This window comes from Roseibium sp. (genome assembly GCF_025698965.1).
GTDB lineage: Bacteria > Pseudomonadota > Alphaproteobacteria > Rhizobiales > Stappiaceae > Roseibium.
Genome location: NZ_JAILWL010000098.1, coordinates 1 through 15,515, shown reverse-complemented (window position 1 = coordinate 15,515; position 15,515 = coordinate 1). Strand labels below are relative to the sequence as shown.

Genomic DNA, 15,515 nt, shown 5'->3' with positions numbered 1-15,515 from the left:
GAAGTCGCCGGGAAGCCTTTGAAGGCGAGGCCGGCAACTCCGACTGTGACACCGCTTTTGCCCAAACTTCGATTATTAACGAAGCGAGAGACGCTCGAATAAACATATTCGCGATTTTTCTGTCGACCTAGACGGAACAGCGACGGCTCTTCATCCGCGTAGATGCTTTCGGCAAGAATCAGTGGATCCTTTTCCAGGCAAGGCCCGCCGACCGGTCCTGGACGCATTATCTTGAACCTTGGATACTCGCGACTACAAGCTTCAACAACCTGCGAGAAAGATACCCCGACACGATCGCAAATCAGGGCTGCTTCGTTTGCTATCGCAAATTCCAAATCGCGTACGGAATTGCAAAGCAGCTTTGCGACTTCTGCGGCTTCCGGCGTGTCAACGCAAATCGTGGCAACACCGACCTGTTCGAAGAATCTCTTCGCCTTATTCTGAGCCACACCGTCAATTGCACCAATAATCTGCGGCAGCTTTTCAAGCTCTCTGAGAGCAACACCCTCGAGCGTTCTTTCGGGGCAAAACGCAACGCTTATCGGATTACCGGGGCGAGATTGATTGACCTTAAAGTCGACGAAATCACGCGTGAACCCAACATGGACAGTCGAACGCAGTATCAGCAATGCATCCGACTTTGCATGCCCGGTGATTGAGGCCAGAACTTTCTCGAAATTCTCACGATAAGGCGCGCCTTGCGAAAGAGCGGTGCCGAGCGTGAGGATATACACATCCGCTGGGGGTATTTCATCCAGACCGCTGTGTGCTGAAAGCTTTCCGCTGAAGACAGCGTCAGCAAGCGCTTCTTCAAACCCGGCTTCGAAAAACGGGCTCTTTCCTTCGTTAACCGACTGCCGGATTGTTTCAGATACATCCACGCCAAAAACGCAAATTCCGTTTTTGGCAAGATACACCGACATGGTTAATCCAACATATCCCATACCGATTAAAACTACAGTCTGCATATGAAACCATTTTGTCTTGCTTAGAACACAGCTTTCGCCGGCCAACACCGCTATCGCACTGCGTCATGCAAATTAATGACGAACAACGAAAGGACCTATTTAATTCATTCTGGGGCCTGCGTTGTAATCAAACATACGAAAAATGTCCACCTGCCAAACTCAAAAATTAGGTTGTTCCAATTGACTGCCACACCTCTATCAAGCAGATATTCAATGTTTTAAGTTAGCGTCTAAAAATTAACCTGGATCGTATGTTTCAGATGCACAACAATCCCGGTTGTAATTCAACGGAGTATTGCTCCGAACCGATTGATCTTGTCATCACCGATAAACTTCAGACCGAAGACGTCTCATTTTCTTTCCTCTGCTCTGCAATGTAACTTTGCATCGCACACCAGCCAGTTCTCAATCACGAAAACCACGAACATTGTTCAAGTCAATGTTGAAAGAACGGCCGTACAAGTGTATCAGCGCGTATTTCGCGCACATATCTAACCAAATTCGTAAGCAAAGACGGGCTCCAAGTCGGCTGATAGGCAGACGTTTCCGATCTTCTTGTCTCGGCTTGGGTCTCGCCAAACACTACTCTTCGCTGCCCCTCAAGAATGACTGCCGGCGCTTATACTCGTTTCGAAAAGGACTTTTGCCATGTGCATGCCCACCACAATCGGACTTGACTTTGGCACATCCAATACCGTGGCAGTCCAGGCCGGAGGTGACAGGCCAACGCAGGCTGTTTCGTTTAAGGATGGGGACGAGAATTTTACCTCCCTCCCTACGGTCCTGAGCTTTCTTGATCGCGGGGCGGCGCGGGCGCTGAACGCTGAGGCGGGGCCGTGGGCGATCAGGCAGTTTCTGGAAAGCTATGGGGATGTGCGGTTTATCCAGTCGCTGAAAACCTTTGCTGCGAGTGCTGTGTTCAAGGGCACAGGTGTCTTCGGCGTCCGTTTCGAATTTGAGGATCTGATGGCAACTTTCCTCAAATGCGCGTTCGAGCGGGCGGGAACGACCTTTGATCCGTCCGCTACGCGCCTCGTCGTCGGCCGCCCGGTTGAATTTGCCGGTTACAATCCGGATCAGGAGCTGACCATGGCACGTTACAGGAAGGCGTTCCGCAAGGTGGGTTTTGAGGACATTCTGTTTGTCATGGAGCCGGTCGGGGCCGCGTTTTCCTATGCGCAGTCCCTCGACAGAGACACCACAATTCTGGTGGCTGATCTGGGCGGCGGCACGACCGACTATTCCATTATGCGGTTCGAAACCGAAGCGGGACATCTGAAGGCGACGCCACTCGGGCGCGGCGGTATCGGTGTTGCAGGAGATACATTCGATTATCGCATTATCGACAACGTGGTCCTGCCGAAGCTCGGCAAGGGATCGTCCTATCAAAGCATGGGCAAGACCCTTGAAATCCCGCCAAATCTCTTTTCCAACTTCGCCCGCTGGCACATGCTGTCGATCTTCAAGACATCCGACGATTTCAAGGAAATGAAAAAGCTGGTGCGCTGGTGCCTGGAACCGGAAAAAATCGAGCTGTTCATCGATCTCGTCGATGAAGATCAGGGCTACCCGCTTTACAAATCCGTTTCGGAAACCAAGGCCTTGCTGTCCTTTGAAGACGAAGCCGAGTTTTCTTTCGCCTCGCTCGGACCCGACTTCAAGGCAAGTGTCGCGCGAAAAAACTTCGAGAACTGGATCGCGCCGGATCTGAAAAAAATGGACAAGGCCCTCGATGCGACTTTGGAAAAGGCAGGCCTTGATGAAAACGACATCGACCGGGTGTTCATGACCGGTGGTACATCTTTCGTGCCGGCTGTCCGGCGCCAGTTTGCCAACCGATTCGGCCAGGAGCGGATTTCCGGCGGCGACGAGTTGACCTCGGTCGCCAACGGTCTGGCCCTGATCGGTGCGCGCGAAGATGCCGATGACTGGGCGATAGCAGCTTAAATTTCAGATCCTGCCATAACCGTCAGCACCACGTCAGCCCGGTCACCGCTGGATATCTTTTCCGCTTTGCGCACTGCGGTCTTGACCGGCAGTAGAAACGATCCGGACGCCTTGTCCGGCCAGATTGTGGTCTGCCAGGCCGATGACCCGATCCGCGCCTTTACTTTGATCATGCCCCAGGCTTTACCTTTCCGGCTGCCTGTCAGAAAACGGATCTGGTCGGCACACTCCTTTGGCAATGTTATGAAGGTCCAGCCTCCTGGCCCAGGCGACAGCCACAGGTCGCCGGAAAATTCCATTTGATCAAGCACGATTGGGTTTCTTCGTTTTGCAGGTAGGATTTGCCTGTTCGGATTTGACGGAACTGTTCTCAAAAAGCGCGGCACCGTCAAGCGGCAGGCCGCTCCGATCGTCGTTAAAAGAACCGGGCACTGATGTCAGTGCCCGGCATTCCTGTTCAACCGATTGCGCGTCTGAGCATCGGAACCCGTTTCACCAAGAGGTAATCCAGCGCCAGAACGGTCAACAGTGTTATGCCGACCAGCGGAAAGGCCAGCGACAGGAACAGCATCAGGATCATTGCTCCGCGCCAATGGGGCAAATCATCGGGCGATTTCGGAGCAAAGACGCGTAGAGCTGCACCCTTTGGACGACGTAGCCACCACATTGCGACGCCACTGACGCATAAAAATATCACCGACAGGCAGACCAGCGTATTCAGGATCAGGTTCCAGAGGCCGACCAGCCCCATGTGAAGTGGAATACCGACCGCCATCGCCTTTCCGGCCAGCGAATAGTCGGCAAAGGCGACATTCGCCAGAACACGGCCCGTATATTGATCGACATGGACCGTCCTGTCGGAAAATGGATCTTCCGCATCCGCACTCATCGTGTCCTGGTTGATGGTCCAGACTGCGGTTTCGCTTCCTGGATAGGCAATGCGATACCGGGCGCTGAAGCCAATGGCATTTGCCAGATTGGCTACACTATCGATTGTAACCGGAATACCCGGTGCAATACCGACAACTCCGGCGTTCGATCCTGAAGCCGGCAGCGGGGTTTGTTCAAGCGCCCAGGGCATCTCTCCGACCGTGCCGTGGTTCAATGAGGCGTGAGTCTTGTCCGACAAGGGAACATTATCCCACTTCTCGGCTGGAAACGTGCTCCACGCCTGAACGAGTTTGCTGCCCCAGATCCCCGTCCAGGACATGCCTGAAATCAGAAAAAGCAACAGGAAGACCGAAAGATAGACACCGACATTTGCATGCAAGGTCTTCCAGAGCACTCTTCCTTTTTCACTCAAGTCCGGTACCAAGGCACTCAGAAAAGACCTGTCACGCGGCCACCAGAGGTAAAGACCGGTGACGATCAGGACAATGGCGAGACCGGCGGCGATTTCCAGAAGGCGGTCACCCGGCGTGCCGAGCATCAGGTCGCTGTGAATGCCGTCGGCAAAGTCGTACCAGCCCTGACGGCGCTGCCAGCTTTCAAGCACATCGCCCGTATAGGGGTCGACCGCGACCATGGTCTGTCCACCGTCATTTTTGATTCTGAAGACGGACGCGCTGTCTTCGGCACGGCCTTTCAGCCATTCGACAAGTGTTCCGCCGGGTTGGCTCGCCAGGGCGCGCCCGGCTTGTTCCGATATGCTGAGCGCTTCGGCGTTGCCGGGAACGGCTACCGTGATTTTTTCGCCGTCCCGGCCATCGATGTAGCCGATATACATCATCATCATCCCGGTCACGGCCAGGATCATCAGAAAGGGAATGACGAACACTCCAGCGTAAAAATGCCAACGCCAGGCTGCCAGATAGAATCGGTTCGGGGTGGACGCGTTTCCAGCGTCCATTGGTACGTTACTCATGGGATCTCCACACCGGCGCAGCCCGCTTGATCAACAAGGCGGGTCGAATTCCGGTTTCAGTTCTGGTTCAAAATGGAAAAGGGAAGATCTAGCCCCATGAGGAGGAGCGCGTGCTCCATTCTGGCCGGAAACGTCGGAGAGACTCCAGACGACTGGGTGAAGCGGTTGGACCAGATGTGTTGTTGTGAAGGGTGCTTTGAGGTCGAGGGCCCGGTCGCTGTCAAGATAGGAGCCAACTCCTGCAAATACGCAGTGCTCCATTGCGCCGGTGTCGGGATCTTCTTCGGACCCCGGTGGGATTTCGACACCGTTTGCATCGAGCGTAACCGTTCTGAGGCCATCGGTCGTACACAGCGTGACCGTGAAACCACCTTCTGCCTGTACTGTCGGCATATAGCCTTGAGGCAACAGGGCGGAGAGCGCAAACGGCACCAACAGCAGTGCCAAGACCGCCGTTTTCAAATCCCGATAATTTTTCCGGAATTGCCGCACGTTTCCAATGCCCCCAATCAGAACGGCTGATCCTTAGGACAATTCCCGATCAAAAACAAACCTCTGGTTTCCGGTCTCTTCGGTATGCCTGTTACATGATGTGCGAAGCGGCACGACAACTGGACGGCAAGGCAGATGGTAATGCTTGCCCCGACCGACCACCAAATTTTCATCGACATGTCCGATTGTACCAAAGGATGTCGCTTTCGCGCTTGATCCCTCCAATTGGCTCCCCTAAGGTGCCGCCACCTGACGGCGTCCTTTTAGGGACTGAAAGCGATTCTGGATGCGGTTGACCCAATCAGGGGACCAATGCCGGAGCTGTCCAAGACATCCGCAATAAGCCCGGCCTTTCGCCGGCTGCTATTGCGTATGTTTGCTTTCATTCCCCTGAAGCGCTGACGACACCAACTGCCGTTTCGGCACCTGCCATTTGGGGAAGAAACATGATTCACCGGACCCTCCTTGCTGGCCTCAGCGCCGCTCTCCTGCCGACTTCCGCTTTTGCACATGGCGGACATCTGGGCGAGCTTGCCGGGCATTCCCACTGGGTGGGTGTTGCCGCCCTGGCCGGAGCAGCTCTTGTTGCCGGACTCGTTGCGCTGAAAGGCCGCAAGACGAAGGAAACCGACGAGACCCAGGACGTTCAGGGCGAAGAAGACGAAGCTTCCGGGGAAGCAGCCCAATGAGTGAAAAACTCGGACTGATGGTTTGTGGCCATGGCAGCCGCAACAAGGGTGCCGTCAAACAATTTGCGCAGCTGGCCGAAGGGTTGAAAGCGCGTTTTCCCGATTGGCCGGTGGAATACGGCTACCTGGAATTTGCAAATCCCGTCATCCATGACGGATTGAACAAGTTGCGGGAACAGGGCTGCACGCGGGTGCTTGCCGTGCCCGGCATGCTGTTCGCCGCCGGCCATGCGAAGAATGACATTCCCTCGGTCCTCAATACCTACCAAGCCATGCATCCGGAGATGAAAATCTCCTATGGGCGCGAGCTGGCGGTCGACACGCGCATGGTCAAGGCAGCCGCAGCCCGTATTCAGGAAGCGATTGATGCGTCCGACACCGAAGTGCCCCTGCACGAGACCTTGTTGATGGTCGTCGGCCGCGGTGCCTCGGATCCAGATGCAAACTCCAATGTTGCGAAGATCACCCGTCTTCTTTGGGAAGGTTTTGGCTTCGGTTGGGCGGAGACATGTTATTCCGGCGTCACATTCCCGCTTGTCGGACCTGGTCTGGAACACGCCGCCAGGCTTGGTTACAAGCGCGTTATCGTGTTTCCCTATTTCCTCTTCACCGGGGTTCTGGTGCAGCGCATTTACGGTACGACGGACGAAGTGGCAGCCAGCCATCCCGACATCGAGTTTTTGAAAGCAGGTTATCTCAATGATCATCCCCAGGTGATCGACACGATGGCAGACCGGGTCCAGGAAATCCTGGACGGGGCAAACCTGATGAACTGCCAGATGTGCAAATACCGCGAGCAGGTGCTTGGCTTCGAAGCGGAAGTCGGCCTTGCTCAGGAAAGCCACCACCATCACGTGGAGGGTCTCGGGGCGGAAGCCGAATGTCAACTATGCGACGAAGTTTGCACCAGTGCGTGTGAACAGCAAGTCCAGGCTGCCGGTCATCATCATCACCACGGCCATGACCATGGGCATGGGCATGGGCATGATCACGGTCATCATGACCATCATCATGGCCACGACCACCATCACCACCCTTACCCACATGCCGACCACCCGCTCGGGCCGAAATCTCTCAACCGGGAAGGCTGAGACAAGCGTGACCAGCGACACCATTCCAGCTTACACGTATGAAAAGGACCCTTCAGCGATCTATCGCCAGTCCTTTTCAATCGTGCGGGAAGAAGCTGAGCTGTCTCATCTTCCGGAAGACCTGCGGCCTGCAGCCATCCGTCTGATCCATGCCTGCGGCATGACCGACCTGCCACGGGATCTGGCCTGGTCGGACGGTGTAACGGATGCTGCCCGACGCGCGTTCGCAAACGGAGCTCCGGTGTTCTGTGATGTGGAAATGGTTGCCCACGGCATCATCGCATCCCGCCTGGCGAAGGAGACACACATCGTCTGCACGTTGAATGATGCCTCCGTGCCTGACCGGGCGAGGAAGCTCGGCACGACCCGTTCGGCGGCGGCAGTTGAACTCTGGCGCGACAGGTTGGAAGGGGCTGTAGTTGCCGTCGGCAACGCACCTACCGCGCTTTTCCACCTTTTGGAAATGATTGCGGCCGGCGGACCGAAACCGGCTCTCATCCTCGGTTTTCCGGTCGGTTTTGTCGGCGCGGCAGAATCCAAGGATGCACTGATCGCAAATCCGTTTGCTATTCCGTTTCTGGCGGTAACAGGTCGGCGCGGCGGTTCTGCCATGGCAGCGGCGGCCGTCAACGCGCTTGCAGCCGGGTTGCCGGAGGAGACGTGACATGACGGAGGATCTGCGAAAAAAAGGTTTGAAATCCGTCGGCGGCAGCAATGCCATGCGATCCCGTGGTTTCCTGTCTCAGCCCGGAGGGCAGTTATCCTCCAGGCCCGGCAAGGAAAGCTTGCCGAATGGTGACGCAGGCCACCACAAGTCTCGTGGTGCACGGCAGATTTCTGTGTCAACGGACGGCAAACCGCAGAACCTCACCGTCAAACCGAAAATCAAACCATACACGTTGGAGGACGAATGACCTCACCGTGGCTTTCCCTGGTCGGGATCGGAGAAGACGGAGTACTTGCCCCGGGTGGAGCGGAGGCACTTTCCTGCGCCGACATCGTCTATGGCGGTGCCCGGCATCTGGAACACGCCGGACCTCTTCAGGCTGACAAAAGAACCTGGCCTTCTCCCTTTGCAGCCGTCTTCGATGCTCTTACTGACCTGAAAAACAAAAGGGTCGCTATCCTCGCCACGGGCGATCCGATGTGGTTCGGCATAGGCTCATCGCTTCTGAAACATTTTGACGCCGAAGAAATGACGATCCTGCCTTGCCTTTCGGCCTTTCAGCTTGCAGCCTCTCGCATGGGCTGGGCGGTTCAGGACAGCGAATGTCTGTCGGTTCATGGACGCCCGGTGGATCTTCTTCGCTCAGCCCTTTATCCGGGCGCGCGCCTGCTTGTTCTGACAAGTGGTTCCGATACCCCCAGAGAAGTTGCCGATCTTCTGGCTGACGAAGGTTACGGCCGAAGCCGGATCACGGTTCTGGAGCATCTTGGCGGAGACAAGGAACGGCGTCAGACAGGACACGCGGAAGACTGGTCCGGTGAAGTTGCTGCATTTCACACACTCGCGCTGGAGGTCGTTGCCAATCCGGGATTGGGAATTCGCACCAGAACCCCGGGCCTCGCGGACGACGCATTTCGCCATGACGGCAAGATGACCAAGCAGGATATTCGTGCCGTCACTCTGGCCGAACTGAAACCGCATCCAGGAGCCCTGCTATGGGATATCGGTGCCGGATGCGGGTCCGTCGCCATTGAATGGCTGCGTGCGGCAAACCGGACGCATGCCATCGGCCTGGAACCTCATGCAGAACGCCGCCAAATGGCGGTGGAAAACGCACTTGCGCTTGGTGTTCCTCATTTGGAGTTGAGAGATGCCACCGCACCCGAAGGCCTGGCAGACCTGCCTGACCCCGACGCGATCTTCATCGGTGGTGGATTGACGGTTTCGGGTATTGTCGATGCCGCAATGAGTGCTTTGTCTCCTGGTGGAAGACTGGTAGCAAATGCCGTGACACTGGAAAGCGAAGCTGTGCTTCTGGCGGCTTATCAGGCCTTTGGAGGGACCTTGAAAAAATTATCCATACATCGTGCAAGCGCCGTCGGTGGCTTGACCGGCTGGCGCCCGCTCATGCCGGTGACGCAATGGAGCTTCACCAAATCATGAGCGGAACCCTTTTCGGTATAGGTCTTGGTCCCGGCGATCCGGAACTGATGACGCTGAAGGCGCACAGACTGATTTCGTCCGCCAAGGTCATTGCCTATCCGGCACCGGACTCCGGTGAAAGCTTTGCCCGTTCGATAGCTTCTGCGTCGATCCCCAGCGATGCCCGTGAAATTCCGATTATCGTACCCATGCGCGTCGACAGGTTTCCCGCTCAGGAAATTTACGACCAGGCATCTGAGGAAATTGCGGAGGTTCTCGCTACCGGCCAGAACGTGGTCACCTTGTGCGAAGGCGACCCGTTTTTCTACGGCTCCTTCATGTATCTGTTTGAACGACTTTCGGACCGGTTCGAGATTGAAATCGTGCCCGGTGTTACCTCACTCACGGCGTGCGCCGCCCAGCTTCAAAGGCCTCTGACCTCCAGGAACGACGTTCTGACGGTAATCCCCGGACCGCTGCCCGATAGTGAAATCCGAAAGAAAATAGAAGAGGCTCAGGCAGTTGCCATCATGAAGGTCGGCCGCCACCTAACCCGCCTCAAAGCTTTGCTGTCCGACATGAAATTGCTCGAAAAAGCAGGATATGTCGAACGCGCAAGCCTGAACGAACAGAAGGTCCATCGCCTCATCGATCTTGAGGTGGAGACTGCTCCATATTTTTCCATGATCCTCATCTACAAGGGAGACGAAGCGTGGACGCTTCCCCCATCCTACTCGTCCTGAACCAGGCAGGCCTCGACGTTGCCGAAGAGGTCGCGAAGCGCTTTTCGACCGCACGCATTCACGGCCTGGCAGGCCGTGTGCCGTCGGCCGATACCCAATTCAACGAAACGCTGGAACATATCCGACTGCTGTTTAAGGCCGGTCACCCGATCATCGGATTTTGTGCCAGCGGCATCCTGATCCGGGCACTTGCGCCGATCCTTGACGACAAACACAACGAACCTCCGGTGATTGCAGTTTCCGAAGACGGGGCCAGCATCGTGCCGCTGCTTGGCGGCCACAGAGGCGCCAACGAACTTGCGTGGGTTCTGTCCAAGGCGCTTGGCGGCCATGCCGCGATTACAACGGCCGGCGACACCAAACTCGGCATTGCTCTCGATGTTCCGCCAAAGGGCTGGCGACTGGCCAATCCAGAGGACGCCAAGCCGGTGATGGCGGAGCTTCTGTCCGGAGCAGCCGTGCGCGTTGAAGGATCGGCAGACTGGATTTCGGAAGCCAAGCTCGATCATTCCGATACGGCCGCCATTGCTCTTGTTGCAACCGAAAAGCCGGTTGAAGGTGGCCCGACCCAATTGGTCTATCACCCGCAGAAATATGCTGTTGGTGTTGGATGTGCCCGCCACTGTGATCCGCAGGAGCTGATTGATCTTGTGGAAGTTCAACTTGCCGAAGCCGGTATTGCCAGGGGGGCCGTTGCCTGTGTCGCAACGATCGATCTGAAGGCCGACGAAAGGGCGATGAATTTGCTCGCGGAACACCTGAATGTTCCCTTGCGCCTTTTTTCGGCAGTCGAATTGCAACGGGAAACACCGCGCCTGAAAAATCCTTCCAATGTCGTTTTTGCGGAAGTCGGCTGCCACGGTGTATCAGAAGGGGCAGCCCTGGCCGCGTCCGGCGCCTTCAGCTCTCTGACAATTGAGAAACAAAAGACAGAAAACGCGACCTGCGCCATCGCACGTTCGCCTCAACCGATCGATCCGGAAGCGGTTGGCCGCGCCCGGGGGCATCTCTCCGTTATCGGGATCGGACCGGGCAAGGACGACTGGCGCACTCCGGAAGCCACGAAACTATTGTCGGAAGCCAGCGATGTGGTCGGCTATTCGCTCTACCTGGACATTGTCGAGAAACACATTACCGGCAAGACCCACCATAATTTCCCGCTCGGTGCTGAAGAAGACCGGGTCCGGTTCGCACTGGAAGAGGCGGGCAAGGGCAAGAACGTCGCACTGATTTCATCAGGTGATGCCGGAATTTACGCGATGGGTGCACTCGTCTACGAACTTCTGCATCGCAACGAGGAGTTCGGCGGGGTTTCGGATGCTGCAAAACGTGTCAGTGTCACCAATGCACCAGGCATAACCGCGCTTCAGGCTTGTTCAGCCCGGATCGGCGCACCCATCGGACACGATTTTTGTGCAATTTCCCTATCTGATCTTCTCACCCCGTGGGAGGCGATCGAAAAGCGCCTGAACGCCGCAGCGGAAGGTGATTTTGTGATCGCGTTCTATAATCCGGTCTCCAAACGCCGCCGCACCCAGTTGGCAGCTGCCCGGGAAATTCTGCTGCAGCACCGTCCCGGAACCACTCCTGTCGTTCTTGGCGTCAATCTCGGACGTCCCGAAGAGACCTTGCGCGTAACAACACTCGAAGCCCTCACGGTCGACGAAGTCGACATGCTGACCACAGTTCTTGTCGGTTCCTCGAATTCACGAGCCATCATGAAGGGTGACGGCAATATCTTCGTCTACACACCGCGCGGCTATGCCAAACGGATCGATGCGCCGAAAGCAGAGAGCGCTGAACCGGCAACACCTGAGCTGGAAGAAGAAACATCATGACCGTACATTTCATTGGCGCAGGTCCTGGGGATCCTGATCTCATCACCGTTCGCGGGTTGCGGCTGATCCAATCCTGCCCGGTCTGTCTTTATGCCGGATCGCTCGTCCCGGAACAGATTGTTGCCGCTGCTCCGAGCGATGCCCGTGTGATCGACACCGCGCCTATGACGCTTGACGAGATCATTGATGAAATCAAGGCAGCCCACGACAAAGGTCTGGATGTCGCTCGCGTTCACTCGGGCGACCCCTCGATTTACGGTGCGACCGCCGAACAGATGCGCCGTCTCGATGCGCTTGCGATCGACTATGACGTCACTCCTGGGGTGCCGGCTTTCGCGGCGGCGGCGGCTGCTCTGAAAACCGAATTGACGATCCCGGAAGTTGCCCAGACAATCATCGTGACGCGCACGGCGATGCAATCCTCGGCGATGCCGAACAATGAAGACCTCGATACGTTGGGCAAGAGCGGCGCGACGCTGGCCATTCATCTTTCAGTCCGCAATGTGCGGGAAATCGAACGACAGCTCACACCGCATTACGGTCCGGATTGTCCTGTGATTGTGGCCTATCGTGTCGGATGGCCGGACGAGTTCTTCATCCATGCAACGCTTTCCACGCTTGCGGAAAAGATCCGTGCGTCGAAGATTACGCGGACAGCATTGATCTTTGTCGGCCACGCCCTGAAACCTGACGAAAACTTCCGCGACAGTGCGCTCTACGATGCCGATCATGTGCATGTTCTAAGACCGAAGAAGAAATCAATATCCGCCTGATCGTCGTCAGCGTTTGCATTCGTCCCACCGCACCGCGTATCCTGTCTCGACCTGCACGAGACAGGAGGCAGTCATGGACGACGAGAATGATCTCGTAAAACAGGCGCTTTCGCTTGGCGGTGAACCTGACGCGATCCGGAAATTCTACAAGAACTGGTCGGAAACCTATGAAGCCGATCTCGATCGGGACTTGGGTTATGTCGGACCGCAAGTTGCCGCCGAAGCGCTTATCGAGCGTATCGCCGACGACGCCATGATCCTGGATGCCGGTTGCGGCACGGGGCTGGTCGGCGTCGAACTTCACAAACTTCGCCCCGACCTGATCATCGATGGCATTGACCTGACACCGGCCATGCTGGCGCAATCCCGCCAGAAAGGCGTCTACCGAAAATTGAGCGAAGCCGATCTCATGGGCCCGCTGCATGACATTGCACACGACTTTTATGACGGCGTGGTCAGTGCAGGCGTGTTTACCCACGGCCATGTCGGACCAGAAGGGATTGACGAACTTGTTCGCGTTGCCAAATCAGGTGCGCCTATCGTTTTGACCGTGCGCGACACGGCATGGGAACACGAAGGCTTCAGGGTGAAGATCGAACAACTGGAAAAGGACGGCACAACCCGAATTCGGGAAATCCTTCCAAGTCCCTATCACACCAAGGACGAAGTCTTTTGTCAGCTGGTTGTGATGGAAGCTGTTTGAGGATCACCAACCGCATTTCTTGCGCACCGTGTCATGCAATTCCGTCAAGCCGTCCACGTCAAACTGCAGCTGGAACTCCGCGTCGTATTTGTCTTTCATCGAAACTCGGAGGCGCCCGCCATTTCGAGAGTTAAACAGCAATGCGTTTGCGTGGGCCGGATACTTGATCATGACCAGATTGTCGCTTCGAACCGAGGGTTCCAGGTGTTCCAGATAGGCCTCATATTCCTTTGCCAACCCATCTATCGGCACGACCGGCATTTCTCTTTCCATGTCGTCGCGCAATTTGTACCTGGCATCCTGATCAGCAAGAAGCTTGAATCGATCGCCGCCTGGCAAGACGAAGAATGAAACCCCGAGAAAATCCTTGTCCAAACAATAGTAGACCAGCGAAGCGATTTCACTCGTCCCTTCCGCCGTGTTGCCTGAAACACTCAAAACAATCACGCTCTTATGCAATTTCGATTTAGAAATGCGCAGCGTCCACTGTTCGCTGTTTCGAAATTCTGTCTTTGGCCCGAAGGTAATTTGAGGTGCGATTATTGCCGAGCGAGCAGCAAACGCTGTCAGAAAAATCAAAATACCGGCAACAACAATTTTCATAAAAGGCCTGTTCAGAAAATGGTTATTCCGCACAGGATATCACATGGGCAAAAGACCCCATCACGGTCCCTTGCTGCAAGCCCATATCTGGCAACACGTTTCCTTCTGCATCTTCGGCTTTGAACAACCGGGTAGCATCTCCTTCCGAGACAATCGAGGCGTAGTGAAACTCGTGCGCGGCAATCTTTCCGGTCCATGGCAAACCGCCCAACGGCTGAAGCTTTCGGTATCCCAGATGCCGTTTCCTTGTCTCGAATGAGGTCTCCAAGGGAAGCAGCCCCAGCATTTCGTGGCGTTCTCCCGAAGCATCTATCAGGCCGGTTCCGAGCGTCATGTAACCGCCGCATTCGCCATAGATCAACTTGCCTGCCCGAGCCGCGTTTCGAAGACCGGTTCCAAAATGCTCCGCCGAAGCCAGTTTTCCTGCGTAAAGCTCCGGATAGCCACCGGGAAGAAAAACGGCATCACTCTCTTTGACCGGACCTTCATTTGCGAGCGGGGAAAAAAAACTGAGCTCTGCACCCTGCGTCTGCCAGAAGTCCAGAAGATGCGGATAGGAAAATGCAAAAGCGACATCGCGCGCAATTGCAATCTTCTGGCCAAGCGGGACCGGCAAACTCCGGTCGGCGCTGTCTATCGCAGAGACATCGGAGGTTGTTTTCTCCAGTAGCTGCAAATCGATATGGTCTGCACAAATCGCCGCTGCCTGTTCCAGAAATTCTTCCAGATCTTGGTGTTCACCGGCCTGAACCAACCCAAGGTGTCGCTCAGGCAGCGTCAGTTCTTTCAAACGCGGCAGAGCTCCAAGCACTTTGACCTGCATTGGTTCCAATGCGCGCCTCAACATGCTTTCGTGGCGAGAACTGCCGACGCGGTTGAATATGACCCCGGTGATGCTCACGTCCGCTCTGTAGGATTGAAATCCATGCACAAGTGCTGCAATGGACTGCGCCTGCCTGGCACAGTCGACTACGAGAACAACCGGAAGGTTCAGGGTGGCAGCGAGTTCCGCAGCTGCCCCCTTGCCATTGGCCGCACCGTCGAACAGGCCCATAGCGCCTTCAACAAGAAAGTAATCATGGCCAGAGGCCTGATTGGTGACCAGGGAGCGCAAGGTTTGCCGATCCATCGCCCAGGCATCCAAATTGATACAAGGATGCCCGGTTGCAGCTTCATGAAACTTCGGATCGATATAATCCGGTCCGGATTTTGCGGAGGCAACAGACCGCCCCGAATTTTTCAGGGCCCGCAGAAGTGAAAGTGTCGTCGTTGTCTTGCCGGCACCCGATGAGGGGGCCGCGATCAACGCACCTCGTGCGGCGGTTTGAGCGATCCGACTAGCCGGCATCGGCCGAACGCAAATCGGACTTCAGGTCCAGAGGATCGGAGACCAGGATCTTGCCTGACATGGCGCCGAGCCAGTCAAGTCCGTTGCGCAGACGAACCACTTCGCCGACACAGACAATTGCCGGAGGCTCGATACCGGCAGCTTGCGCATCGTCAAAGCACTTGCCGAGCGTCGTCTCCAGGACCTGTTGCCCGGCTAAGGAAGCGTTGCACACGATACCCACAGGCTCGTCCACAGACCGTCCACCAGCTATGAGTTTGCCGGCAATCGTTTCCAAGTGCTTCATCGCCATATACATGACGATTACAGGAGACCCCTTGGCAATCCCGTCCCAGTTGATCGCATCCGGGGTCAGTCCGGTCTGGTC

The 15,515-nt window shown here is 56.0% G+C and carries 16 protein-coding genes and 1 pseudogene; 10 read left to right on the top strand and 7 right to left on the bottom strand.

The window, feature by feature from the left end; translation table 11 throughout:
* The coding region (locus K5905_RS10350) for a nucleotide sugar dehydrogenase (protein WP_297583280.1) at window positions 1-1,013 on the bottom strand (1,013 nt) is incomplete at its 3' end.
* A gap of 609 nt (window positions 1,014-1,622) precedes the next feature.
* On the opposite strand from K5905_RS10350, the gene K5905_RS10345 reads away from it, so the two are divergent.
* Entirely contained in the window at window positions 1,623-2,915 is a 1,293-nt protein-coding gene (locus tag K5905_RS10345; protein ID WP_297583282.1) for an Hsp70 family protein, read from the top strand.
* Here the strand turns inward: K5905_RS10345 and K5905_RS10340 are convergent.
* The 3 genes from K5905_RS10340 to K5905_RS10330 all read right to left on the bottom strand — a co-directional run bounded on the left by K5905_RS10340 (window position 2,912) and on the right by K5905_RS10330 (window position 5,226).
* Window positions 2,912-3,226, bottom strand: coding sequence for a DUF1905 domain-containing protein (locus K5905_RS10340; RefSeq protein ID WP_297583278.1), 315 nt, complete (start codon window positions 3,224-3,226; stop codon window positions 2,912-2,914). The two genes, K5905_RS10345 and K5905_RS10340, sit on opposite strands and share 4 nt — an antisense overlap.
* A 146-nt stretch (window positions 3,227-3,372) precedes the next feature.
* On the bottom strand, window positions 3,373-4,779 hold the full coding sequence (locus tag K5905_RS10335; protein WP_297583276.1) for a PepSY domain-containing protein: 1,407 nt from the start codon (window positions 4,777-4,779) through the stop codon (window positions 3,373-3,375).
* A gap of 30 nt (window positions 4,780-4,809) precedes the next feature.
* Window positions 4,810-5,226, bottom strand: a complete 417-nt coding sequence (locus tag K5905_RS10330) for a DUF2946 family protein (protein ID WP_297583275.1) — start codon at window positions 5,224-5,226, stop codon at window positions 4,810-4,812.
* Between the two features lie 491 nt (window positions 5,227-5,717).
* Between K5905_RS10330 and K5905_RS10325 the strand changes: the two genes are divergently transcribed.
* The 9 genes from K5905_RS10325 to K5905_RS10285 all read left to right on the top strand — a co-directional run bounded on the left by K5905_RS10325 (window position 5,718) and on the right by K5905_RS10285 (window position 13,197).
* Window positions 5,718-5,960 carry a DUF6732 family protein gene (locus K5905_RS10325; protein WP_297583273.1) on the top strand — a complete coding sequence of 81 codons (243 nt, stop codon included), beginning with the start codon at window positions 5,718-5,720 and terminating at the stop codon, window positions 5,958-5,960.
* Window positions 5,957-7,051 (top strand): sirohydrochlorin chelatase, encoded by a 1,095-nt coding sequence (locus tag K5905_RS10320; RefSeq protein WP_297583270.1) that lies wholly within the window; start codon window positions 5,957-5,959, stop codon window positions 7,049-7,051. Before K5905_RS10325 ends, K5905_RS10320 begins: the two co-directional genes overlap by 4 nt.
* A gap of 7 nt (window positions 7,052-7,058) precedes the next feature.
* A complete protein-coding gene (locus K5905_RS10315; protein WP_297583267.1) occupies window positions 7,059-7,715 on the top strand; it encodes a precorrin-8X methylmutase in 657 nt (218 codons plus the stop codon).
* A 1-nt stretch (window position 7,716) separates the two neighbouring features.
* Window positions 7,717-7,965 carry a hypothetical protein gene (locus K5905_RS10310; RefSeq protein WP_297583264.1) on the top strand — a complete coding sequence of 83 codons (249 nt, stop codon included), beginning with the start codon at window positions 7,717-7,719 and terminating at the stop codon, window positions 7,963-7,965.
* Window positions 7,962-9,161, top strand: a complete 1,200-nt coding sequence (cbiE, locus tag K5905_RS10305; protein WP_297583262.1) for a precorrin-6y C5,15-methyltransferase (decarboxylating) subunit CbiE — start codon at window positions 7,962-7,964, stop codon at window positions 9,159-9,161. Before K5905_RS10310 ends, cbiE begins: the two co-directional genes overlap by 4 nt.
* Window positions 9,158-9,883 carry a precorrin-2 C(20)-methyltransferase gene (gene cobI / locus K5905_RS10300; protein ID WP_297583260.1) on the top strand — a complete coding sequence of 242 codons (726 nt, stop codon included), beginning with the start codon at window positions 9,158-9,160 and terminating at the stop codon, window positions 9,881-9,883. The genes cbiE and cobI overlap by 4 nt, the downstream gene beginning before the upstream one ends.
* Window positions 9,853-11,721, top strand: coding sequence for a precorrin-3B C(17)-methyltransferase (gene cobJ / locus K5905_RS10295; protein ID WP_297583258.1), 1,869 nt, complete (start codon window positions 9,853-9,855; stop codon window positions 11,719-11,721). Before cobI ends, cobJ begins: the two co-directional genes overlap by 31 nt.
* Window positions 11,718-12,494: a precorrin-4 C(11)-methyltransferase gene (gene cobM, locus K5905_RS10290; RefSeq protein ID WP_297583255.1), complete on the top strand. Its 777-nt coding sequence runs from the start codon at window positions 11,718-11,720 to the stop codon at window positions 12,492-12,494. The genes cobJ and cobM overlap by 4 nt, the downstream gene beginning before the upstream one ends.
* A gap of 73 nt (window positions 12,495-12,567) precedes the next feature.
* Window positions 12,568-13,197, top strand: coding sequence for a methyltransferase domain-containing protein (locus tag K5905_RS10285; RefSeq protein WP_297583252.1), 630 nt, complete (start codon window positions 12,568-12,570; stop codon window positions 13,195-13,197).
* Between the two features lie 3 nt (window positions 13,198-13,200).
* Here the strand turns inward: K5905_RS10285 and K5905_RS10280 are convergent, their stop codons facing one another.
* The 3 genes and pseudogenes from K5905_RS10280 to K5905_RS10270 form a co-directional block, all read right to left on the bottom strand.
* Window positions 13,201-13,800, bottom strand: coding sequence for a hypothetical protein (locus K5905_RS10280; protein ID WP_297583250.1), 600 nt, complete (start codon window positions 13,798-13,800; stop codon window positions 13,201-13,203).
* Between the two features lie 22 nt (window positions 13,801-13,822).
* A complete protein-coding gene (locus K5905_RS10275) occupies window positions 13,823-15,148 on the bottom strand; it encodes a cobyrinate a,c-diamide synthase (RefSeq protein WP_297583248.1) in 1,326 nt (441 codons plus the stop codon).
* A pseudogene (locus K5905_RS10270) lies at window positions 15,138-15,515 on the bottom strand (uroporphyrin-III methyltransferase); the annotation flags it as partial. The gene K5905_RS10275 and the pseudogene K5905_RS10270, both read right to left, overlap by 11 nt.

Excerpts from the sequence above, each read along its gene's own strand:
- K5905_RS10320 (WP_297583270.1), top strand. The coding sequence starts at position 5,957 with ATGAGTGAAAAACTCGGACTGATGGTTTGTGGCCATGGCAGCCGCAAC.
- cbiE (WP_297583262.1), top strand. The coding sequence starts at position 7,962 with ATGACCTCACCGTGGCTTTCCCTGGTCGGGATCGGAGAAGACGGAGTA.
- K5905_RS10275 (WP_297583248.1), bottom strand. The coding sequence starts at position 15,148 with ATGCCGGCTAGTCGGATCGCTCAAACCGCCGCACGAGGTGCGTTGATC.
- cobM (WP_297583255.1), top strand. The coding sequence starts at position 11,718 with ATGACCGTACATTTCATTGGCGCAGGTCCTGGGGATCCTGATCTCATC.
- K5905_RS10285 (WP_297583252.1), top strand. The coding sequence starts at position 12,568 with ATGGACGACGAGAATGATCTCGTAAAACAGGCGCTTTCGCTTGGCGGT.
- K5905_RS10310 (WP_297583264.1), top strand. The coding sequence starts at position 7,717 with ATGACGGAGGATCTGCGAAAAAAAGGTTTGAAATCCGTCGGCGGCAGC.
- K5905_RS10345 (WP_297583282.1), top strand. The coding sequence starts at position 1,623 with ATGCCCACCACAATCGGACTTGACTTTGGCACATCCAATACCGTGGCA.
- K5905_RS10335 (WP_297583276.1), bottom strand. The coding sequence starts at position 4,779 with ATGAGTAACGTACCAATGGACGCTGGAAACGCGTCCACCCCGAACCGA.
- K5905_RS10280 (WP_297583250.1), bottom strand. The coding sequence starts at position 13,800 with ATGAAAATTGTTGTTGCCGGTATTTTGATTTTTCTGACAGCGTTTGCT.
- K5905_RS10325 (WP_297583273.1), top strand. The coding sequence starts at position 5,718 with ATGATTCACCGGACCCTCCTTGCTGGCCTCAGCGCCGCTCTCCTGCCG.
- cobI (WP_297583260.1), top strand. The coding sequence starts at position 9,158 with ATGAGCGGAACCCTTTTCGGTATAGGTCTTGGTCCCGGCGATCCGGAA.